Source organism: Arthrobacter sp. Z5-13 (genome assembly GCF_056499105.1).
The window spans coordinates 2,724,688-2,746,734 of record NZ_CP096460.1 but is presented as its reverse complement, the minus strand read 5'-3'; the positions used below and the strand labels follow the sequence as shown (position 1 = coordinate 2,746,734).

Sequence of the window (22,047 nt, the reverse complement as noted above, 5' to 3'; positions counted from 1 at the left end):
CCTCTGTATCTTGCGGGTCAGTACCTGATAAAGCTGTTTGAAAAACTAAGGATCAAGCTGCGGCGGTGCGCAGCGGGAGTTTTTGGCTAGGCTAAGCCTATGGTGGATCAGCCCGGGGACGGCGAATATCCGGAATATTGGGAAGCCGATGTCGTCCTCAGGGATGGTGGGACAGCTCATTTGCGCCCTATTCATCCCTCTGACGCGGACGCCGTGCAGACCTTCCATACCGGGCAATCGCAGAATTCAATCTACATGCGTTTCTTCGCGTTCAAATCCCGTTTGAGCGCCAAGGAGCTCAAACGCTTCACCGAAGTGGACTATCAGGACCGGGTGGCACTGGTCATCACGATCGGCGGCGAAATCATTGGAATCGGCCGGTATGACCGGCTCGATGATCCGGTTGAAGCCGAAGTCGCCTTCAACATCGCTGACGCGCACCAAGGGCGGGGCATCGGTTCGATCCTGCTTGAGCACCTTGCAGCGGCCGCCAGGGAAAAGGGAATCCGCAGGTTCAGTGCAGAGGTCCTGCCGGAAAACCGGAAAATGCTGATGGTCTTCTCCGACGCCGGCTACGACGTTAAGCGTCATTTCGATGACGGCGTGGTCAGCCTTGAATTCAACATCGACCCCACGGACAAATCCCGGGCAGTCATGGAGTCCCGCGAGCACCGTGCCGAGGCGAGAAGTATCCAGGAACTTCTGGCGCCGTCGTCCGTCGCAGTGATCGGTGCAAGCCGCAAATGGGGCTCTATCGGCTATCAGCTCCTTGAACACATCATCGAAGGCGGGTTTACCGGGCCCGTTTATGCCATCAACCCAGAGGCACTGGAGCTGGCCGGCATGCTCTCCTTTGGGAGTCTGTCCGAGGTGCCCGACCCCGTGCGTCTGGCTGTTGTGGCCGTCCCCCAGGACGAGGTCACTAAGGTGGTGGACGAATGCGCCGCTGCCGGGGTCAAAGGGCTGGTGGTGGCGACCGCCGGCTACGCAGAAGCGGGTGAGGCAGGGCTCGCCCGTCAACGGGAACTGGTCCGGCAGGCGAGGGCCAACGGTATGCGGGTCATCGGGCCGGCCTCCCTGGGCATCGTGAACACCAACCCGGCGGTGTCCCTCAACGCTTCGATGGCACCGAGCCTGCCCCGGCGGGGAGGCTTGGGGCTCTTCAGCCAGTCCGCTGCTATCGGCGTCTCACTCTATGCGGCGTCAAGCCGCCGGCGGCTGGGAATCTCGACCTTTCTATCGGCAGGCAACCGGGCGGATGTATCCGGTAACGACATGATGCAGTTCTGGGAGGACGACGCCGACACCGCCGCCGTGGGCCTGTATCTGGAGTCGATCGGTAACCCGCGCAAGTTTTCGCGTCTCGCCCGGCGGCTGGCGCTGACCAAGCCGGTCATCGTGGCCAAGTCCGGTTCCATGGGCCTTCAACTGCCGCCGGGCCACGCCGTCCGGACCACCCAGGCTCCCGCCGGCGCGCTTGACGCGATGATGCGTCAGGCCGGAGTGATTCCGGTGGAAACCATTGAACAGCTGATGGATGTTGCCCAGGTTGTTTCCCGCCAGCCGCTCCCGGCAGGACCGGGCATTGCCGTGGTCAGCAACTCCCAGGCCCTGGGGAAGGTGGTGGCGGACAGCGCCACCGCCCATGGGCTCGTCGTCGAGCAGACGGTAACGGATGTGGACCTGGACGCGGGGTTGTCCATAGCACTTCCGGACCTGCGTCGAACCCTTGGCGAATTGCTGAATGCAGAGTCCGTCCATTCGGTGCTGGTGTCTGTGCTGCCTGCCCGCGGACTGACAGTGGAGAACATTGCGGAGGTGCTGGCCGAGTGCTCCACCGCCGCAGGCAAGCCTGTCGTGGCCGCGTTCACGGGCATCCTCGATCCCTCGATCTATGTGGAAGGGATGGTGGCAGCCGAACCGCAGTCCGGCCTTCCTCTGCCTTGCTTTTCGAACCCCGAGGCGGGAGTGGCCGCCTTGGCAGCCGTTGTCCGTTACGTGCAGTGGGTGAACCGGGACCAAGGGCTTTTCGTGGAGCCGGCGGGCTGTGATCCTGACGCTGCCCGCGCAGTGCTGGACGGGTTGCTCCACGGCGTGCCTGGTGAACAGCTTGTCCAGCTGGACCAGTCCACGGCCGCTCAGCTACTCGGGCATTACGGCATCCGGGTAGTCCCGTCTGCAGCATTTTCCACCTTGGATGAGGCAGTGGAAGCGGCCGGGAAGCTGGGCTGGCCAGTTGCCTTGAAAACAACGGACCCCACCCTCCGGCACAGGCTGGATCTTGGCGGCGTCCGGCTGGACATCCAGGACGCAGACTCGCTGCGCCGGAATATCCTGGAGATGCAGCGTGTACTGGCACCGTACGGTTCCACAACCCTGGAAGTGCAGTCGATGGCCCCGGTGGGTCAAGGGTGCACGTTCCGCGCCATCGAGGATGCATTGCTGGGACCGGTCGTTTCCTTTGGCCTCGCGGGCGACGCCGTCAACCTCCTGGATGACTGGGCGCACAGGGTGCCTCCACTCTCGGCGTCGGATGTTCACGAATTCATTCGGGCCCCGAGGGCGGCCCGGAAGCTTTTTGGATACCAGGGACTTCCCGCCGTTGATGTGGCGGCATTGGAAGACCTGGCCGTTCGTTTGACGATGCTCAAGGACAATCATCCCGAAGTTGCCCTCGTGGAATTCAATCCGGTACTTGCAGGTGCCTCAGGGCTCGCCATCCTGGCGGCGGATGTACGGATTGCCAACGCCTCCAAGCGAACCGATACCGCCCGCAGGATCATGGTGGGATAGGAGCCGCAGCGGTCTCCCTTCCCCCCGCAGTTAGCAACTCCCCAGCCGATCTGTGAAAATGGGGTCATGAGCTCCCAGCCTCCCACCTCGAAGCCGCAAACGCCCGTGACCGGGAACCAGCCAGGCCAGCAGGTCCCGCATTCCCACAGCTCACACAACCACAGCGCCCAAGGACAGAGCCTGGAGGGGGCGCTCCAGCAAGCCGGTTTTTATCCGCGGCTCGTGGCCGACGTCGTCGATGACGCCCTCGATGGGCGGGATTGCGTCGCGCACCTTGTCCATTTGGAAACGCACTTCGACCGGGCCGAAGTACGCCGCCATATCACGGTGCTGGTCCTGACTGACGACATGCTGGTCATCACCCACGTGGATGATCAGCAGCTCGACGAAGCCGGGGAACAGATCGTAGCCCAGATTTCCACTGAGTCCGTTCCGGTGGCTCAGATCCGCTCCGTGGTTCTCAGCTATATGTACGCCCAGCCGCAAAACTACAAGTCATCGGATCCCGTGCGGGAGGTAACTCTCTCGATCGCCTGGTCCGGGGGCCAGCGCCTCGACGTCGGACCGGCCAGCTGCGGCGATCCGCAGTGCGAGGCAGACCACGGCTACAGCGGAACCATCGCCCAGGAGGACATAGTCCTTCGCATCAGCGCCGAAGCTGACGGGCTCCAGGCCGTCCAGGACGCAAAACTTTTCGCCCGCGCCCTGCGCGCCGTGAACACGGCATCTTCCACTCCCACGGCCCATGCAGGCTCGGCACATCCCCGCCCCAGGATGGGTGTCTTCGGCAACCGGCTCAGCCGCGGGCACCAGCGCTAAGATGGCGCCTGCGCAAAGTCCTGGTCCGATCCCCGCAACAGCACCCCCGGTTACGTCGGGCGCGCTTTCCCTTCCCTCCGCACCGGCTTTCGGAAGCCGCTCAGTAGCCGAAGTCTTTCCCAGTGCAGCGGCAAGCCTGGGCATTGAGGGCTTTGACAACGGTCTCAACATTCCGCAGGGCCAGCGGATCTGCGTCATTGTTGCTGATGGACTGGGACGCAGCCTGCTGAAGCAAAAACTTGCGCACACACCATTCCTGCGCAGCCTGGTCCTGGCGGGCCAGGGCTCCGTTCCCGTTGTGCTGGATGCAGCCTTTCCCTCCACAACCGCTGCTTCGCTTGCCAGCCTGGGGACGGGGCTTGAACCGGGTCAGCACGGCATGGTGGGCTACGACATCCTGGACCCTGGCCAGGACAAAGTGGTCAACATGCTCGGGAACTGGGACTCCGGGGTTGATCCGCAGACGTGGCAGCCTTTCCCGACTGTGCTGGAGCGGGCAGCAGAGCATCTGGACGTGGTCACCGTCAGCCTTCCCCAGTTCACCAGCTCGCCCATGACCCAGGCAGCCCTCCGCGGTGGCCGTCACGTATCAGGAATCACCGCCCATGCCAGGACTGAGGCCGCCGCGGAAGCGATGGAAAGCACGGATCGCGCCCTCATGTACTTCTATGTCAATGAACTGGACAAGGCAGGCCACAGGCATGGCTGCCAGTCTGCGCAATGGGAACATCAGATCGAAGAACTGGATGCCACTGTCCGCAGGCTGAGTTCCACCCTTCCGGCAGGAACCACCATGCTCCTCACCGCTGATCACGGGATGCTGGATGTTCCCGAGTCGCAACGGCTCGACTTTTCCGCAGATCCGGCCCTTATCGAGGGTGTGCGGCATACAGCCGGTGAGCCCAGGATGGTCCATCTTTACCTCGAGCCGGATCTGGGGCAACAGGGGCAGGAGCGGTTGCTGGCAGCCTGGCGCTCCCGGTTCGGCGAACGCATCTGGGCTTTCACCCGGGACGAAGCGATCGCCGCCGGACTCTTCGGCAGGGTACGCGAAGAGGTGGTTCCCAGGATCGGTGACGTTATGATCGCCGCAAGGGACGCGCTGGCGCTCTACGACACCCGCAGGGTACGGCCCACAGCCCTGGAGGTAGTGGGCCAGCACGGCTCGCTGACCAAGGCCGAACGCGAAGTTCCCCTGCTGTGCTTCAAGGCGGAAGGTAAAAAGGGCAGGCGTGGCTGAACTCGTCTTTTTCTCGGGAACCATGGACTGCGGCAAATCGACTCTCGCCCTGCAGATGGATTACAACCACCGTGCGCGTGGCCGGGATGGGGTCAGATTCAGCTGCAATGACCGTGCCGGCGGCTCCCGTATCTCTAGCCGTTTAGGACTTGAAACAGACGCTATGGAGGTTCTTGACTCCACAGATTTCTGGGAAGAGGTGGTGCGCCGGAGAACCAAAGGCGGCCGCGTTGACTATCTGATCTGCGATGAGGCCCAGTTCTATTCGCCTTTGCAGGTGGAACAGCTGGCCCGTGTTGTGGACGAGATGGAGCTCGACGTGTTCGCCTTTGGCATCACTGCTGACTTTCGCACCAGGTTGTTTCCGGGCTCCCAGCGTCTCATTGAGCTTGCAGACCGCGTCCATGTCCTCCAGGTTGAGGCATTGTGCTGGTGTGGGCGGCGGGCCACCCAAAATGCCCGCACGGTTGACGGCGCGATGGTTGTTGAAGGCGAGCAGATAGTAGTCGGCGACGTCGACCGGGGGACTGGCGGCGGCGCAAGCGGAAGCGCGGACCCACTCCTGGTGCCGGTGGTGGGATATGAAACGCTGTGCCGCAGGCACTACATGCGTCGGGTTACTGCCCACGGGGCTAATGTTCTGGCCCAACATGACCAGCTTCTGCCGTTTGATACTGACGCCTGCGTCTGGAATGCAGCAGGCTCGCCGCCAGCCAAAGACGCTTAGAAACCGAGCGCTTTAGCAAAGGGATCCGCTAATCCCCGCGGGTTCCGAACACAATCTCATCCCAGCTCGGGACGCTTGATCGTTTGGGTTTCGATGGTTGCCGCTCGGGCAGTTCCCCGTCCCGCTCACGGATTCCGTCCCGCTCGCGGTTTCCCTCGCGCTCCCGGGTGCTGCCGGAATCGCTGGCGGAACGCCGAACCCCGCGTCCTCCCAACAGCTCGTCGAGTCCGGCACTTTGCGGGCCGCCGGTACTTCTCGTCCCTTGGCCTGGGGCCGGATCACGTGATCCGTCTCCGCCGGATTCAATGCCGGGACGTGAGGGCGTGTCAACTCTCCCTGCGCCGGGACGCCGGGGACCAGGCACGATCGTAATTTCTCGCGTATCAGTGCTGACGCCGTCCTGCAGCTTCAGCGAATCGTCGTCCTCGGCTTGGGGACGGGGGGCGAGGCTGAGCCGCGACAACATGGATACCCTGCCATCCCGTTTGCGGTCGTGGAGATCTGCACGTGCGGCAGGCGCGTTTGCGTCTTCATCTGTATCGGGCCTCGCGGCCTCGGGCTCGATATCCGGTTCAGCAACCATTTCCGAAGGCCTCGGATGCGCGGCCGGAACTCCGTTCGTCAGCAGTAGGGCCAACGCGTCGTCGCTGTCTTCGTCAACGCCGAGCCGTTGTCCCCGGCGGGAGCGCAACATGTCCAGCAGCCCGTCGGCGTCCTTCCCCTGCTTTCCGGTAGCGTTCCGGCCCGCGCCGGCATCGGTTTCAAAATCGAAAGGGCGGTCTGATACGGCAGACAGCCTGCGGGTGGGAAGCGGTCCGTCCAACGGCTCCAGCTCACTCAGTTGCTGCGCCCAGCGGTTCGCATTCTGCAGGGACTTCCTGCTTGGACTGAATGTCCACATGGCAGGGGGTTCCTCGCCGATGTTCGCTGGCCCGCCCGTTCTTGCCTCGAACCTTGCGACGACTGTCCAGGTTCCGTCCGGCCTGCGCCAGGAATCCCATTCGACAGTGGAAGGCTCCACGCCGTAGGCGGTCAGGCGGTGGGCGACCATTTCGCCGAGGGAGGCCGGGTTGTCCCCGAACGCTGAGCGGTAAATGTCATGGCCGGGAGCGGGAGCCGCGACTTCAATCTTGCGGGCCTGTTGGGCGACGTATTCGCGTTCGGCAAGCACCGGGCCCTCATACCGCTGCACCTTGGCAAGGGGTATTCCGGACAAGTCAGCCACTTCGGCGGCTGTTGAACCGCTCCTGATTTTGGCCTGGATATCGCGTGGAGACATGGCAATGGGCGTGGTCGCCGCGCGCGCTGCTGCGTTCGCGGAAGTACGGCTGGCCGCGACACGGAGTGCTTCATCGATCGGCAGCCGGAACATCTCGCCGCCGGTGCCGCTCAACAGGAGATGCTCTCCGTCGTCGTGGACGCCTACAAGCCGTAGATCCTGCATACAAATCCTCCACCCTGGCATTACTAACAATCGAAACTCTGCCACTCGGCAGCACCAATTGCTGTTAGGACGGAGGGCGCGCCGCGATATTCCGCGACTTTCCAACCAATACAGGCGTTGGAAAAAAGGAGCGGAAGGGTACTGGCTTTCCGGTTCCTCTTAGGGAAAAATAACGCGGAAATCGGGCACAAAATCAGATGGCGCAGCGTTTACATCGGTGAACCGGCCACAGGTTCCCCTGAGGCCGGGGATCCAACCGAACCAAAGCGGAGTGTGAGCAATCAAATCATGGCGACAGACTACGATGCGCCAAGGAAGACAGAAGAAGACCTCAGCGAAGATTCCCTTGAAGAACTGAAGTCGCGGCGGACGGACAAGCCAACCGCCGTGGTGGATGAGGATGAATCTGATATTGCGGAGGGCTATGAACTCCCCGGTGCGGACCTTTCCGGGGAAGAACTCCTGGTTCGTGTGCTGCCTCCCCAGGCGGACGAGTTTACTTGTGCGTCCTGTTTCCTTGTCCGGCACCGCTCCCAGGTGGCCAGGGAGAAGGACGGAATGAAGTTCTGCAAGGAATGCGAAGGCTAGGGGAGTCAGTTATTGCTGAAGTGCTGAAAGCAGTTCATCGGGATGCCTGGTAGAGGCAAGCCAATAGGGGGTGCGATCCGAGGGATCGGTGATTTCGATCCGGACCACCGGATCCACCCAGCCCCGAATGCAAAGGTAGGCAAGGCCGTTCAGCCGTACGCCACGTTCGGCCGTAGCTTCTTTGCCCCGGAAAGCTGTCGCATCGCCGACGAACCGTCGTTCAATAGAGGCCCTGCCCACTTGGAGGGTCTCAGGAGTGACTGTAATGGTCGGCGTCGAGGTCATCAGCAGAACGGCCATAATCACGAACAGCACGGCGGCAGCAGTGAATCCCGCAATCAGGCTGATGGGAGCAAACACCAGGATGCCTGCACCGGCAAGTCCCACCGCGATAAGCCAGATCCAAAAGGTGGGCCAGAGCTTTTCTCGGAAAAGTACAGTGGCGCTGGGAGTGCTGTTGGGAGCAGGCGAACCTGCGTTGGATTCCGGCATGTGCCAAGCTTTCCACTTTTCGCAGGCTAATTCATCTTTGCCCGTCTTTCCCGGCCAGGGAGGCGGCTAGGCCGATTTCCGGGGTGGGCGATAGAGTGAGTGACTGTGACTGATGAACTAGCAGCGGTGCGGACAGTGCCCGAAGATGCGCCGGTGGCCCCTTCCTCCTCGACTGGAGGAAAGACTTTGGCGGTCCAGCTGAAAATGCTCGACGACGGCCTGGAAGCTCCGTCGTACGCCCACCCCGGAGACGCCGGGGCCGATCTCCGCTCGCGTGAGGACGTGGTTCTGGCCCCAGGTGAGCGCCGCCTGGTTCCCACAGGAGTGTCCATTGCCCTGCCGGAGGGTTACGTCGCCCTCATCCATCCCCGCTCGGGTCTCGCCACAAAGCACGGCCTGACCATTGTGAATGCCCCTGGAACCGTCGACGCCGGCTACCGGGGCGAGATCTCCGTGACGCTTCTGAATACCGATCGCGAACACGCCATTGAACTGAGCCGCGGCGATAGAATTGCACAGATGGTCATCCAGCGCGTGGAGTATGCGGACTTCGTTGTTGTGGGGGAACTCAGTGATTCTGTCCGCGGCAGCGGCGGGTTCGGCTCGACCGGCGGCTTCGGTCAATCTCCGGTGTAATCCCCACCAGCTGCCGTCAGCAGGTTTCAGAGAAGCCGGGCGTCGGCACCATGACCGGCTCTTAGGGGCGCCGGACAGGTGTCCTCCCCCTGTGGGACAAGAACAACTAAGGAGACAACCCCATGGTTTTTGGGCGTGGCAGGAAAGCCAAGAAGGAACAGGCGGCAGAGTCCGCAGAGTGGCCGGAAACGGACAACGGGTCGTCGGAAGGCGGCGAGGAGTTAACCGGACCACGTGCCAGTGGCCCTTTTGATGCCTCCGAGATTGAGAACCGGGACGGCTACGTTGACCTCGGCGCCCTTCTCATTGCGCCCACGGAAGGGCTTCAGCTTCGGCTCGAGGTGGAAGAGGCCACGCAGCGGGTAGTTGCCGTCACGATGGACCTTCAGGGCTCAAGCCTGCAGCTCCAGGCATTCGCAGCCCCGCGGTCCGAAGGGCTGTGGGAGGAAATCCGGGAACAGATCGGCCAGTCAGTCAGCGGCCAGGGCGGCCAGGTGGAGGAGGTGCAGGGCAGCTTCGGAACGGAGCTTGTTGCCAAACTTCCTGCCGGCCAACCCGATGGCAGCCAGGGATACCGGGTGGCCCGGTTCATTGGCGTGGATGGTCCCCGCTGGTTCCTGCGTGGAGTCCTGGGCGGGGAGGCCGCCGTCGACCGTGAAGCCGCAGCGGCCCTTGAATCGCTTTTCCGGCAGATCGTGGTGGTTCGTGGCGATAACCCGATGCCGCCACGGGACCTGCTGCAACTGCGGCTGCCCAAGGACGCCACCACGACCCCCCAGGGCGCTCCTGAATTCCAGAAGCCTGAACGCGGACCCGAGATTACGCAGATTGGCTGATCTCACGCAGGCACCGGAAGGACCCGTTCTGTCAGTGAGTGAACTGCCGGAAAGGGGAAGAGTGGTGTGTCACGGATTCATCGAATCCGTGACCTTTGTTCCCGCTTCCGACGTCGCCTCCTTTACAGCAGTGGTCCGGGACCGCCATACCACTGCAAGCAGGGTCAAGGGGGGTAATTCTGCACTTCCTGCCAGGTTGCGCGTCACCTGGCTTGGCCGACGCAGGGTCCCCGGTATTGCTGCCGGCGTGGAACTGCAGCTGCAGGGAATGCTGACCCTTCGGGACGGTCTTCCCACCATGTTCAACCCCCGCTATGAAATACTTTCCCGCCAGGAGCACGAATGACCGAGTCCGAAACGCCCCGTCCGGCAGCAGTGCCCCCAGCGGCGCCAAAGCCGCCTCAGGGGCAGTCACAGGAAGCGTCCCAGGACCCATCGCTGCTCCCGCCGGTCTCCGGTGGCCATGCCCATAATCCTGATTCAGCCACCCCCTCACCAACCGTGGCTGCCCTTGCGGAGGGCTACGCGGCCAAGGCAGGACTCCACCGTCACAGCGACGGCCGCATCAATGTACTCAAGACAGCGGGCGGCGTCCAGGGAATTGCGGAAAGCATCCTGCCCGGCCTCGTTTTCCTGGTGGCGTTCACAGTCACTGCCAACCTGACGGTTTCGCTTGCCGCTGCCCTGTCAGCGGCTGCCCTCTTCACCGTTGCCAGGCTGATCCAGAGGCGGCCTTTGACCCAGGCCTTCGCCGGGATTGTGGGCGTTGGCATTTCAGCGTGGCTGGCCAACACCACAGGGAAAGCTGAGGACTTCTACGTCCCGGGTTTCTTCACCAACGGCGCCTACATAGTCGCCATGATCATTTCCATTGCTGTTAAGTGGCCGGTGGCCGGACTGCTCTTTGGATTCATCCGCAACGAAGGGCTGGACTGGCGCAAGGACCCCGTCCGCGTCCGTGCTTACTCCCTGGGCACGTGGGTGATTGTCGCCGTACTCGCGCTTCGCCTGTTGGTTCAGGTTCCCTTGTATTTCATGGGGGAGGACGGCCTCGCGGCACTGGCCACCATGCGGCTTATTATGGGCGCGCCCCTCTACATCCTCGGCATCTGGGTGGCGTGGCTGATCACAAAGCCTGTTCCATTGCCTGACGCCGAAAGCGCTCAGCCTTCGAAGCCGTCGTCCTCGGGAGCCTGACCAACCTCCATGGCCTGATCCGCACCAGCTGAAACAGCTGCGGCACCGTCCTCTTGGTCCTCGACCGATTCCGGGGACAACAGGGCGCGCAGTTCATCCTCCGCAGCGATGGTGGTGACGAAGAACAGTTCGTCGCCACCATCGATGACGTCATCCCGGGTGGGCGTGATGGGTGCCTGGTCGCGCAGAATGGCCACTAGCGTGGAGTCTTCAGGCCAATCAATGTCTCCAACCGTCAGCCCAATGGCATACGAGTCATGAGGCACGGTGAATTCGACGAGGGATGACACTCCCGTCTGTAGCGTGAGGAGCCGGACAAGGTCACCGATCTCCACTGCTTCCTCCACCAGGGCGGTCATGAGCTGCGGGGTGTTGACTGCTACGTCCACTCCCCAGGAATCATTGAACATCCAGTCGTTTTTGGGGTTGTTGACCCTGCCCACCGTGCGCCCGACACCAAACTCGGTTTTTGCCAGCAGGGATACCACGAGGTTGACCTTGTCATCTCCGGTGGCAGAGACCACGACGTCGGCATCTTCAAGCTTTGCATCCTGAAGGGTGCTGAGCTCGCAGGCATCCCCAACCAGCCAGTGCGCTCCGCGCAATCCGCTTCGGCCGATCACCTCCGGCTTCAGGTCAAGAAGCAGGATTTCGTGCTTGTGGGCCAGGAGTTCGCGGGCAATCGAGGAACCAACGCTTCCCGCTCCGACAATGACGACTTTCACTCAGGACTCCTTCAAGGGTGCTTTGGCCAGGAGATGCGCCACTTCGGCGCTGCGCTCCACCCGAAGCATGGCGTGGACGGTGTCGCCGTCCTGGTAGGACATTGCGGCCGTGGGGAGAACTCCCTCGCCGAACCGGGTCAGATAAGCAATCCTGATATCGGCCGCCCGTTCGATCTGGGTCAGAGGGTGTCCGACCCATGCAGGGTCCAATTCGATCTCAGCCAGTACAAGCCTGCCTGAAGGCTCGCGGAAATCTCCTGCCAGGTGCTGTTCAGGGAGTATGCGCCGCAAGACCTGGTCCGCGCTCCAGCGGACCGCTGCAACTGTGGGGATCCCAAGCCGCTGGTAGATCTCGGCCCGCCCGGGATCGTAGATCCTGGCCACAACATGGGGAACATGGAAAGTTTCCCTGGCTACCCTGGTGGCAAGGATATTGGAGTTGTCACCGCTGGAAACGGCCGCAAATGCATAGGCATCAGCAACGCCTGCCTGCTTGAGGGTTTCCCGGTCGAACCCTACCCCGGTGACTTTGCGTCCCGAAAAGCCACTCCGAAGGCGGCGGAAGGCGCGGTCGTCCTGGTCGATGATGGCCACCGAATGGCCTGCATCCTCCAGCGTGTGCGCGAGCGTCGCCCCTACACGTCCGCAACCCATGATGACGAAGTGGGCCACCGGTTCCTCCTTATTGCTTATCCTGCTGCCGGTACGACTCTACCGGCAGCAGGGGCAGTGCCGGTCAGCGCGGCCGGTGCCGGTCAGCGGAGGCGGGGCGGGGAGCCGGGTCATATCCGGCATCGGGCGTTGGCCGTCATGACATCACGCCCGAATCCGACTAGCTTTGTCTGGTGCTGACAATTCTGAACGCCGTGAAGAGGGTGCTCGTGGGGAGGCCCTTCCGGAACGACCGGCTGGCCCACACCCTCCTGCCAAAGCGGATCGCTCTTCCCATTTTTGCCTCTGACGCGTTGTCCTCAGTGGCGTACGCCCCGGACGAAATACTCCTCACCCTGGCGCTGGCGGGCGTCAGCGCCGTCGCATTTTCGCCCTGGGTGGGCCTTGCCGTCATGGTGGTGTTGCTCACCGTGGTGGCGTCCTACCGGCAAAACGTCCACGCTTATCCGTCCGGTGGCGGTGACTATGAAATTGCCAACGTAAATCTTGGCAAGTATGCCGGCCTGACGGTGGCCTCCGCACTGCTGGTGGACTACGTTCTGACAGTCGCCGTTTCAATGTCGTCGGCGGCCGCCTACCTGGCCACGGCTGTGCCTTCCCTGCATGGGCAGCAGGCGATGCTGGCCTCGATCGGCGTCGTGATCCTGGCGCTGGTGAATCTGCGCGGCATCAAGGAAGCCGGCACGGTTTTTGCAGTGCCTACCTACATCTTCATGGCCTCCATCCTGGGTATGACCGCCGTGGGCCTGTTCCAGGCCGCCACCGGCCAGCTGGGCGAAGCGCCGTCGGCCAACTTCACCATCATTCCGGCAGAGGGATTCGACGAGGGCCTTGTTGGCCTGGCCGGCGCCTTCCTGCTGTTGCGCGCCTTCTCCTCGGGAGCCGCCGCCCTGACTGGTGTTGAGGCGATCAGCAACGGCGTACCCAACTTCAAGAAGCCCAAGAGCAAGAATGCCGCCACCACGCTCCTGCTTCTGGGAGTCATCGCTTCCGCCATGCTCGCCGGCATCATTTACCTGGCCAACGCAACCAAGGTGCACATCGTCCTGGATCCCGCTACCGAGTTCCTGGTGGATGGCAAGGCGCCGCCGGCTGACTACATCCAGACACCGGCCATCGGACAGATTGCCGAGACCATCTTCGGCAACGGGTCAATTTTCTTCTACATCGTGGTGGCTGCCACTGGAGTTATCCTTATTTTCGCCTCCAACACAGCCTTCAACGGGTTCCCGGTTCTTGGCTCGATCCTCGCTCAGGACGGATACCTGCCCCGCCAGCTGCGGACGCGGGGAGACCGACTGGCATTCAGCAACGGCGTCCTGGCCTTGGCCGCGGGGGCGCTTGTCCTGATTCTGGCGTTCGATGCCGACGTCACCAGGCTCATCCAGCTCTACATTGTGGGCGTGTTCATCTCCTTCACCATGAGCCAGCTCGGAATGATCAGGCACTGGGGCCGGGAGTTGAAGCTTGTGCGGGACAAGGCCGTACGCAGGCGGATGATCAAGTCCCGGACCATCAACACCATCGGCTTCGGCATGACGGCGCTCGTACTCACGATCGTGCTGATCACCAAATTCGAGCAGGGAGCATGGATTGCGCTCCTGGCCATGTTCGTGCTTTTCCTCATCATGTGGAGCATCCGGGCACACTACGACAACGTGGCAAAGGAACTGGCGGTTGATGAGGACTCCTCGCCGCGCGCACTGCCCACCCGTGTTCACGCCGTCCTGCTGGTGTCACACGTGCGTAAACCCGTGCTGCGCGCGTTGGCCTACGCCCGTGCCTCCCGCCCCTCGCGCCTGGACGCCGTCACTGTGGACATCAGCCCGGAAGAGACAGCACAGACCCTGGCGGACTGGGAAAAACTCGAGATTCCCGTCCCCTTGACGGTGCTGGCCAGCCCGTACAGGGAAACTGTCACTCCGATCATGGAATACATCAAGAACATGCGGCGCGATTCACCCCGCGACCTCATCGTCGTTTACATCCCGGAGTACGTCGTAGGTAAATGGTGGGAACAGCTGGTCCACAACCAGACTGCCCTCCGCATCAAGACCCGGCTGCACTTTGAACCGGGAGTCATGGTTGCCAGCGTTCCCTGGCAGCTGAAATCATCCGAGGAAGCCAAGAAACTGCAGGATATCCAATGACCCACGCCACCCAGACCCGCACCCCGGCGGACCTCATCGTCGACGTCGGACCAGTTGCCCACGGGGGCCACTGCGTAGCCCGGCATGAAGGCCGCGTGGTGTTCGTCCGGCACGGAATCCCCGGCGAAAAGGTCCGGATCCGGCTGACCGACGCGGGGGAGTCCTCCAAATTCTGGCGGGCCGACGTCGTCGAGGTCCTTGAACGGTCCCCTGACCGCGTTCCGCACTTCTGGCATGTGGCAGATTCACTGCGGTCCTGGCCGCACGGACATCCTCCGGTGGGCGGGGCTGAATTCGGACATGTAGCGCTGGAACGCCAGCGGCAGCTCAAAAGGGACGTGCTCGCTGAACAGCTCAAGCGGCTCGCCGGCATCGAGCTCGTCACCGAGGTTGAACCGGTAGGGGCCGCTGCTGCCCACGCCGGTGCGCCTGCCCACACCGGCGTCCCCGGACTCGCCTGGCGCACACGTGCGAGCTTTGCAGTCACCGCCGGGGGCAAGCTCGGCATGCACGCCCATCGCTCCGACCAGGTGATGCCCATCCAGGACATGCCCTTGGCTGTCGAAGGCATCACTTCACTTCAACTCTGGGACATCGATCTTCAGGGCATTGAGCGGGTGGAGGTAGCCGCCCCTGCCAATGGATCACGGCGTCTGGTGCTGCTGGCGCCCGCCCCGGGAACCAAGACGAAACGGATCAGCGCGATCATTGGGCAACTCCCCGACGACGTATCGGTAGCGTCCGTCGATCCCGTCACGGGCGATCTCAAGCAGCTGAGGGGACGCACCTGGGTGCAGGAAACCGCCGTCGGCCATGATTTCCGCGTGACTGGAGACGGGTTCTGGCAGATCCACCGGGACGCACCTGAAACGCTGGTGGGAGCGGTGAGCGGCTTCCTTCACGACGGCGGATTCCTCGACGCCGGGGCCGTCGTTGCCGACCTTTATGCCGGTGCGGGGCTCTTTACGGCAGCGTTGGCGGACATTGTTGGCACAACGGGCTCCGTGCTTTCGATCGAAGGTGCCCCCGGCACAAGCCGCGATGCGAGGAAGAACCTCCACGGTGCTCCCCAGGTGGAGATTGTGCAGGGAAAGGTGGAGCGGGTGCTTCGCCACAAACCACGGAACTTTGACGCACTGGTTCTGGACCCGCCGCGTGCCGGGGCCGGGAAGGCCGTGGTCGGCCAGCTGGTTGATGCAGCCCCGCGGGCCATCGCGTATGTGTCCTGTGACCCGGCGTCCTTTGCACGTGATCTCGGTTACTTCCAGGACCGGGGCTGGGCCCTGCAGCAGCTACGGGCCTTTGACCTTTACCCCCACACCCATCACCTGGAGACTGCGGCGTTGCTGACTCCCGGGGGATGATGCCACTAGGATGAGCGTAGTAGTCCCGCGTCGCGAGCCGTAATCACGGCTGACCTCCTGCAATTCTTAAGTCCTTGACTAATTAGCAGTAATTAGGAGGACCTAACTAGCAAGCGGTCTACCGCGCGACAAAGATGAAACTGTTGCGAGAGGAGTCCTGCGATGAGCACAGTGGACAGTTTCGGTTCAAAAGGCAAACTTAATGTAGCCGGAACCGAATATGAAATTTTCCGGTTGAACTCCGTTGAAGGTGCAGAAAACCTTCCGTTCAGCCTCAAGGTATTGCTAGAGAACCTGTTGAGGACCGAGGACGGCGCGAACATCACTGCCGATCACGTCCGTGCCTTGGCGGGTTGGGATCCTGACGCCCAGCCCGATACAGAGATCCAATTCACACCGGCCCGAGTCATTATGCAGGACTTCACCGGTGTGCCCTGCGTAGTAGACCTCGCCACTATGCGCGAGGCCGTCAAGGAGCTGGGCGGTGACCCGAAGAGGGTAAACCCGCTGGCTCCCGCGGAAATGGTCATTGACCACTCCGTACAGATTGACGCGTTCGGCAACTCCGGCGCCCTTGAGCGCAACATGGAGATCGAGTACCAGCGCAACGGCGAGCGGTACCAGTTCCTTCGCTGGGGCCAGACCGCATTTGATGACTTCAAGGTGGTTCCGCCGGGCACCGGCATCGTCCACCAGGTCAACATCGAATACCTCGCACGCACCGTCATGACCCGCGAAGTCGGCGGCGTTCTTCGTGCCTACCCCGACACCTGCGTCGGTACCGACTCGCACACCACCATGGTCAACGGCCTGGGTGTACTGGGCTGGGGCGTCGGCGGCATTGAGGCCGAAGCAGCGATGCTCGGCCAGCCTGTCTCGATGCTGATCCCGCGGGTTGTGGGCTTCAAGCTGACGGGTTCCATCCCGGCCGGTGCCACCGCCACGGACGTCGTGCTGACCATCACCGAACAGCTGCGCAAGCACGGTGTTGTTGGAAAGTTCGTGGAGTTCTACGGCGAAGGTGTTGCCGCGGTGCCGCTGGCCAACCGCGCCACCATCGGAAACATGAGCCCGGAATTCGGTTCCACCGCCGCAATGTTCCCGATCGACGACGTCACACTCGACTACTTGCGCCTCACCGGCCGCTCAGACGAGAACGTGGCGCTTGTGGAGTCCTACGCGAAGGAACAGGGCCTCTGGCACGACGCTTCCAAGGAAATCCGCTTCTCGGAGTACCTTGAGCTGGACCTGTCGACGGTTGTTCCCTCGATCTCGGGTCCGAAGCGTCCCCAGGACCGCATCGAGCTCATCAACGCCAAGGACGAGTTCCGTCACGACCTCCTGAACTACGTCTCCCACGCTGCCGACGCCGGCACCGTGGATGAGTCGCTCGAGGAGACCTTCCCGGCCTCGGACGCTCCGTCGTTCACCCAGCCCGACTCCCACGTAACGGATACGGACCGCGAACCTCCGGTCTACTCCGCTGCCCACGGTGCGGCCGGCCGGATCTCCAAAGCCGTTTCCGTCAAGACCGCCGACGGCCGCGAGTTCGAACTCGATCACGGTGCTGTCGCCATCGCCTCAATCACGTCTTGCACCAACACGTCCAACCCCTCGGTCATGCTCGCCGCCGCTTTGCTGGCCCGCAACGCCGTCGACAAGGGTCTCTCGGCTAAGCCGTGGGTCAAGACTTCTGTTGCTCCGGGTTCCAAGGTAGTCACCGACTACTACGAGAAGTCCGGCCTGACGCCGTACCTGGAGAAGCTTGGCTTCTACATCGTCGGTTATGGCTGTGCCACCTGCATCGGCAACTCCGGACCGCTGGAAGCCGAAGTTTCGGAGGCCATCCAGGCCAACGATCTTTCCGTCACTGCGGTGTTGTCCGGAAACCGCAACTTCGAGGGCCGCATCAACCCCGACGTGAAGATGAACTACCTGGCTTCCCCGCCGCTGGTCATCGCCTACGCCCTGGCCGGCACCATGGACTTCGACTTCGAAGCCGATGCGCTTGGGCAGGACGAAGCCGGCAACGATGTGTTCCTGAAGGACATCTGGCCCAACCCGGTCGAGGTCCAGCAGGTTATTGATTCCTCGATCGACAAGGACATGTTCGCCCGCGGCTACGAGGGTGTGTTCGACGGCGATGACCGTTGGAAGGCCCTGGACACCCCCGCCGGCGATACCTTCGCTTGGGACCCGAGCTCCACGTATGTCCGGAAGCCCCCGTACTTCGAGGGTATGAAGGCACAGCCGGAGCTCGTGACTGACATCGCCGGCGCCCGTGTGCTGCTGAAGCTGGGCGATTCTGTAACGACGGACCACATTTCCCCCGCCGGTTCCTTCAAGTCGGATACTCCGGCCGGACAGTACCTGCTGGCCAATGGTGTGCAGCGCAAGGACTTCAACTCCTACGGCTCACGCCGAGGCAACCACGAAGTCATGATCCGCGGCACGTTCGCCAACATCCGCATCAAGAACCAGCTGCTTTCCGGCTTCAACGACGGCGCCGGCGTCGAGGGTGGTTTCACCCGCGACTTCACGCAGGCTGATGGCCCGCAGGCCTACGTCTACGATGCCGCGCAGAACTACCAGGCAGCGGGCACTCCGCTGGTGGTCCTCGCGGGCAAGGAATATGGTTCAGGCTCCTCGCGTGACTGGGCCGCAAAGGGCACCGCGCTGCTGGGTGTCAAGGCAGTCGTTGCCGAGAGCTACGAGCGCATCCACCGCTCCAACCTCATCGGAATGGGCGTCCTGCCGCTGCAGTACCCGGCAGGGGAGTCAGCGGCGACGCTGGGCCTGACTGGCACGGAGGTCTTCGCGGTTGAAGGTGTAACCGCCCTCAACGAAGGCACCACTCCAAAGACCCTGAAGGTCACAGCTACCGCTGAAGACGGTTCGGTGAAGTCCTTCGACGCCGTCCTCCGCATCGATACCCCGGGTGAAGCGGACTACTACCGCAACGGTGGCATCCTGCAGTACGTGCTGCGCCAGATCTCCTCGAACTGATCAGCACACATTGAGTTGTACCCGGCGACTGCACCAGACTGAGTTCCGCGTTGTGCGGAGAACAGAGTGAGTGCAAAGCCGCACCAGCGTAGGCCCCGGCCGGTCCAAGACCGCCGGGGCCTTCGGTTGCCACGGCACGCCGCTTGAGTCTGAGGCGTTAGAGTTAAACGGCATGTCTATCATCCGAAGGAGGGGCCGTTGGGAATTTTGGACACCATCCGGGATCCGCAAGACCTGAGTAAGTTTTCTGACGAACAGTTGGAACAACTGGCGTCAGAAGTCAGGAGTTTCCTGATCGGCAGCGTCTCACAGACCGGCGGCCACCTGGGTCCCAATCTGGGGGTCGTGGAGCTCACCATTGCCGTGCACCGGATTTTCGAGTCCCCCCGCGACAGCATTGTTTTTGATACCGGACACCAGTCGTATGTCCACAAGCTGCTGACGGGCCGCCAGGATTTCAGTACACTGCGCCAGGAGGGTGGCCTCTCCGGCTACCCGGACCGCGCCGAATCCGAGCACGACATTGTCGAAAGCTCGCATGCATCTTCCTCCTTGTCCTGGGCCGACGGAATTTCCCGCGCCCGGCAATTGACAGGCCAGGGCGACCGTTACGTCGTCGCGGTAGTGGGCGACGGTGCCCTCACCGGTGGCATGGCGTGGGAAGCCATCAACAATATTGCTGCCGATAAGCGCCGCCGTGTGGTGATCGTCGTTAACGACAACGGCCGCTCCTATGCAGCGACCGTAGGCGGGTTCGCAGACTACCTCGCGTCCTTGCGGCCCACCATCGATTCCTTCCGCGCTGCGCCCGCCTACGAAGGCGCCATGGACTGGTGGAAGAAGAGGCTGCAGAACGGCGGCACTCTGAGCCAGTTCACCTACCGGAGCCTGCACGCCATGAAAAAGGGCGTTAAAGACTGGTGGGCCCCGCAGGGCATGTTTGAAGATCTCGGCATGAAGTACATCGGCCCTGTTGACGGCCACAACCTGCAGGCCATGGAGCACGCCCTGTCGACCGCCAAGCACTACGGCGGACCGGTCATTGTGCACGCCATGACAGAGAAGGGCCACGGCTACGCGCCCGCCCGCGCGCACGAGGCTGACCAGTTCCATGCCGTCGGGATCATCGACCCCGAGACAGGGGAGCCCACGGATCCGGTAGGGGCCAAATCCTGGACTTCCGTTTTTGCCGACGAAATCGCCGACATCGCCGATGAGAGGCCGGACATCGTCGGCATCACCGGCGCCATGCTCATCCCCGTCGGGCTGCACAAGTTCGCCGAGCGGCACCCGGAGCGGGTCTTCGACGTCGGCATCGCTGAACAGCACGCGCTGACGTCTGCTGCCGGCATGGCCTTCGGCGGGCTCCATCCTGTTGTGGCCGTCTACGCCACCTTCCTTAACCGCGCCTTCGACCAGCTGCTGATGGACGTTGCACTGCACAAGGCAGGCGTCACCATTGTGCTGGACCGCGCCGGCGTCACCGGACCCGACGGCGCCAGCCACCACGGCATGTGGGACATGGCCATGGTGCAGATCGTTCCCGGGCTGCACCTGGCGGCCCCCAGGGACGCCACGCGGCTCCGGGAGGAGCTCCGCGAGGCCGTGGCCATCAACGACGCACCAACAGTGGTCCGGTACTCCAAGGGCAGTGTGGGTGCCGAGGTAGAGGCCATCGAGCGGCTTGGCGACGGCGTAGATGTCCTAGCCCGCCGCCCGTCCGGCTCCACCGAGAACGACGTCCTGATTGTCAGCGTCGGCGCCATGTCCGAACTTGCCCTCGACGTCTCCAACCGGCTCGGCGCCCAAGGCATCAGCTCTACCGTTGTGGACCCTCGCTGGGTGCTTCCCGTACGCCGGTCCATCGTTGCTCTGGCGGCACGGCACCGCCTGGTGATCTGCATCGAGGACGGCGTCCGCGCCGGAGGTGTGGGTTCGCGGATCCGGCAGGAGATGCGTGCGGCCGGAGTGGACACCGCCCTGAACGAGGTTGGTTTGCCTGTGGAGTTCCTGGACCACGGTTCACGGAGCCAGGTCCTGGCCCGCGTGGGGTTGACTGCCCAGCAGATAACACACGACGTCGTAGCCCAGGTTCTGGGGACCAAGGTGCCTTTCGCCCGTCCCCTTCCCGGCCAGGAGCACCCCACTACCGGCAGCCTGCCGAAACTGTGAGGGAAGAGGAACGGCTCAAGTATCCGGGCGCATGGGGAGAAGGGGAGACCAGGCAGCATCTAAGCACAACCCGGATTCCGGCAGGCCTGGAACCTGGCCAGCTGGTGGTGGCGCGGAACAGGAAATGGAACGGTAAAGCCCACTGGGTTGTACCGGGAAGATACCTTGGTGAGGACCACCACGGCTGGTGGATCTTCCAAGGGACCAACCAATTCTGCTCGCGGCCGGGAGCTGCCTTTTACGCAGAGTCCGATGCTGTGCTGCTCATTCCACGCTCCGGCGACTGGGTGGCCACCTTCTACGATGACGCCCACCCGAACGGCGTCCGGGTATACGTGGACCTCGCCGTTGCCCATGAGTGGAGCACCATCCGGCCAGGCGTCACCGAGTTCCATGTGATCGACATGGACCTGGACGTGGTGCTCACGGCTGACCGCGGGGTTTATATCGATGACGAAGACGAGTTTGCGGAGCACCGCCTCGCCATGAATTACCCGGCCCATCTGGTGGAATCCCTCCAGAGTGCCGCGGACCAGCTCTATCAGGCCGTCAAGGCACAGCAGGCACCCTTCGACGGCACCGACGTCGATTGGTTCACGAAGGGACGCGCATGAGCGGAATAATCAGGGTTTATAAACGCGACGACGAGGGAATCCTGAATTTCAGGGAGGTCTGGTTCGATGAGGATTACAGCCAGTTGGTCATGAATTACGGCGTGGTTGGCCACCAGAGCAAAACTGAAGAGACCGACGTCGCCGATGCCGAGGCAGCAGAGGGACTCATGGCAGCCTTCGCCGCCCAGTGCGCAGAGGACGGATATGCGGAAATCCCCGATGAGGAGCAGTTCTGGGTAGTGGCACAATATGCCCTCAAGACCAAGGACGGCACCGACCGGGATCGCTATCTGGAGGAGAAGGCCAAGGACGCGCTCATCAGCCATCTGGCCTGGCGGGGTCTCGGCATTGTGGACCGGTCCGAGTTCGGAAACTCGAAGCTCAATATTTTCTGCCTTTGCCCCGACGTGAACAAAGCAGTCAATGCCATCAAGGTCTGCATTCGCGGCGAAGACCTGGACTTTACCAAGCTCAGTATCGGGGCAGCCCCGTTCACTGATCCGGAAGCTTTCAGGCTTAAGCACTCGCCCAAACCAGCTTCGGGCTTTACCCTCTAATAGGGGGTATCAAAC

General features: G+C 62.5%; 19 protein-coding genes. 15 read left to right on the top strand and 4 right to left on the bottom strand.

Annotation, left to right across the window (positions count from 1 at the left end):
* The first annotated feature begins 99 nt into the window (after positions 1-99).
* The 4 genes from M1E02_RS12990 (at position 100) to M1E02_RS12975 (ending at position 5,579) form a co-directional block, all read left to right on the top strand.
* Positions 100-2,793: a bifunctional acetate--CoA ligase family protein/GNAT family N-acetyltransferase gene (locus M1E02_RS12990; RefSeq protein ID WP_479374673.1), complete on the top strand. Its 2,694-nt coding sequence runs from the start codon at positions 100-102 to the stop codon at positions 2,791-2,793.
* Positions 2,794-2,859: 66 nt separating this feature from the next.
* Positions 2,860-3,612 carry a DUF5998 family protein gene (locus M1E02_RS12985; protein WP_479374672.1) on the top strand — a complete coding sequence of 251 codons (753 nt, stop codon included), beginning with the start codon at positions 2,860-2,862 and terminating at the stop codon, positions 3,610-3,612.
* Between the two features lies 1 nt (position 3,613).
* On the top strand, positions 3,614-4,852 hold the full coding sequence (locus M1E02_RS12980; protein WP_479378150.1) for an alkaline phosphatase family protein: 1,239 nt from the start codon (positions 3,614-3,616) through the stop codon (positions 4,850-4,852).
* Positions 4,845-5,579 carry a thymidine kinase gene (locus tag M1E02_RS12975; protein ID WP_479374671.1) on the top strand — a complete coding sequence of 245 codons (735 nt, stop codon included), beginning with the start codon at positions 4,845-4,847 and terminating at the stop codon, positions 5,577-5,579. Before M1E02_RS12980 ends, M1E02_RS12975 begins: the two co-directional genes overlap by 8 nt.
* A gap of 28 nt (positions 5,580-5,607) precedes the next feature.
* Here the strand turns inward: M1E02_RS12975 and sepH are convergent, their stop codons facing one another.
* Positions 5,608-7,023 carry a septation protein SepH gene (sepH, locus tag M1E02_RS12970; RefSeq protein WP_479374670.1) on the bottom strand — a complete coding sequence of 472 codons (1,416 nt, stop codon included), beginning with the start codon at positions 7,021-7,023 and terminating at the stop codon, positions 5,608-5,610.
* Positions 7,024-7,311: 288 nt separating this feature from the next.
* Here sepH and M1E02_RS12965 point away from each other — a divergent pair, with 288 nt between their 5' ends.
* Positions 7,312-7,611, top strand: a complete 300-nt coding sequence (locus tag M1E02_RS12965; protein WP_309105666.1) for a DUF4193 domain-containing protein — start codon at positions 7,312-7,314, stop codon at positions 7,609-7,611.
* A 9-nt stretch (positions 7,612-7,620) separates the two neighbouring features.
* Here the strand turns inward: M1E02_RS12965 and M1E02_RS12960 are convergent, their stop codons facing one another.
* A complete protein-coding gene (locus tag M1E02_RS12960; protein ID WP_479374669.1) occupies positions 7,621-8,103 on the bottom strand; it encodes a DUF3093 domain-containing protein in 483 nt (160 codons plus the stop codon).
* Between the two features lie 105 nt (positions 8,104-8,208).
* Here M1E02_RS12960 and dut point away from each other — a divergent pair, with 105 nt between their 5' ends.
* The 4 genes from dut (at position 8,209) to M1E02_RS12940 (ending at position 10,772) form a co-directional block, all read left to right on the top strand.
* Positions 8,209-8,739 (top strand): dUTP diphosphatase, encoded by a 531-nt coding sequence (gene dut, locus M1E02_RS12955; protein WP_479374668.1) that lies wholly within the window; start codon positions 8,209-8,211, stop codon positions 8,737-8,739.
* 122 nt (positions 8,740-8,861) lie between these two features.
* On the top strand, positions 8,862-9,575 hold the full coding sequence (locus M1E02_RS12950; RefSeq protein WP_479374667.1) for a DUF3710 domain-containing protein: 714 nt from the start codon (positions 8,862-8,864) through the stop codon (positions 9,573-9,575).
* 34 nt (positions 9,576-9,609) lie between these two features.
* Complete coding sequence (locus M1E02_RS12945) at positions 9,610-9,921, top strand: hypothetical protein (RefSeq protein WP_479374666.1); 312 nt, start codon at positions 9,610-9,612, stop codon at positions 9,919-9,921.
* Positions 9,918-10,772, top strand: a complete 855-nt coding sequence (locus M1E02_RS12940; RefSeq protein WP_479374665.1) for a DUF3159 domain-containing protein — start codon at positions 9,918-9,920, stop codon at positions 10,770-10,772. The genes M1E02_RS12945 and M1E02_RS12940 overlap by 4 nt, the downstream gene beginning before the upstream one ends.
* On the opposite strand, the gene M1E02_RS12935 is transcribed toward M1E02_RS12940, so the two are convergent.
* Positions 10,739-11,497, bottom strand: a complete 759-nt coding sequence (locus M1E02_RS12935) for a potassium channel family protein (RefSeq protein WP_479374664.1) — start codon at positions 11,495-11,497, stop codon at positions 10,739-10,741. The genes M1E02_RS12940 and M1E02_RS12935 overlap by 34 nt on opposite strands.
* Positions 11,498-12,169, bottom strand: a complete 672-nt coding sequence (locus M1E02_RS12930; RefSeq protein ID WP_479374663.1) for a potassium channel family protein — start codon at positions 12,167-12,169, stop codon at positions 11,498-11,500.
* Positions 12,170-12,342: 173 nt separating this feature from the next.
* Between M1E02_RS12930 and M1E02_RS12925 the strand changes: the two genes are divergently transcribed.
* From M1E02_RS12925 to M1E02_RS12900, 6 genes are all read left to right on the top strand, one after another.
* The gene (locus tag M1E02_RS12925) at positions 12,343-14,319 is read left to right on the top strand and encodes an APC family permease (RefSeq protein WP_479374662.1); all 1,977 of its coding nucleotides are present in this window, start codon (positions 12,343-12,345) and stop codon (positions 14,317-14,319) included.
* Positions 14,316-15,683, top strand: a complete 1,368-nt coding sequence (locus M1E02_RS12920; protein ID WP_479374661.1) for a class I SAM-dependent RNA methyltransferase — start codon at positions 14,316-14,318, stop codon at positions 15,681-15,683. The genes M1E02_RS12925 and M1E02_RS12920 overlap by 4 nt, the downstream gene beginning before the upstream one ends.
* A 162-nt stretch (positions 15,684-15,845) precedes the next feature.
* Positions 15,846-18,689, top strand: a complete 2,844-nt coding sequence (locus tag M1E02_RS12915; protein WP_479374660.1) for an aconitate hydratase — start codon at positions 15,846-15,848, stop codon at positions 18,687-18,689.
* 198 nt (positions 18,690-18,887) lie between these two features.
* A complete protein-coding gene (gene dxs / locus M1E02_RS12910) occupies positions 18,888-20,861 on the top strand; it encodes a 1-deoxy-D-xylulose-5-phosphate synthase (protein WP_479374659.1) in 1,974 nt (657 codons plus the stop codon).
* The gene (locus M1E02_RS12905) at positions 20,858-21,475 is read left to right on the top strand and encodes a DUF402 domain-containing protein (protein WP_479374658.1); all 618 of its coding nucleotides are present in this window, start codon (positions 20,858-20,860) and stop codon (positions 21,473-21,475) included. The genes dxs and M1E02_RS12905 overlap by 4 nt, the downstream gene beginning before the upstream one ends.
* Entirely contained in the window at positions 21,472-22,032 is a 561-nt protein-coding gene (locus tag M1E02_RS12900) for a hypothetical protein (RefSeq protein ID WP_479374657.1), read from the top strand. The genes M1E02_RS12905 and M1E02_RS12900 overlap by 4 nt, the downstream gene beginning before the upstream one ends.
* The last annotated feature ends 15 nt before the right edge of the window (positions 22,033-22,047 follow it).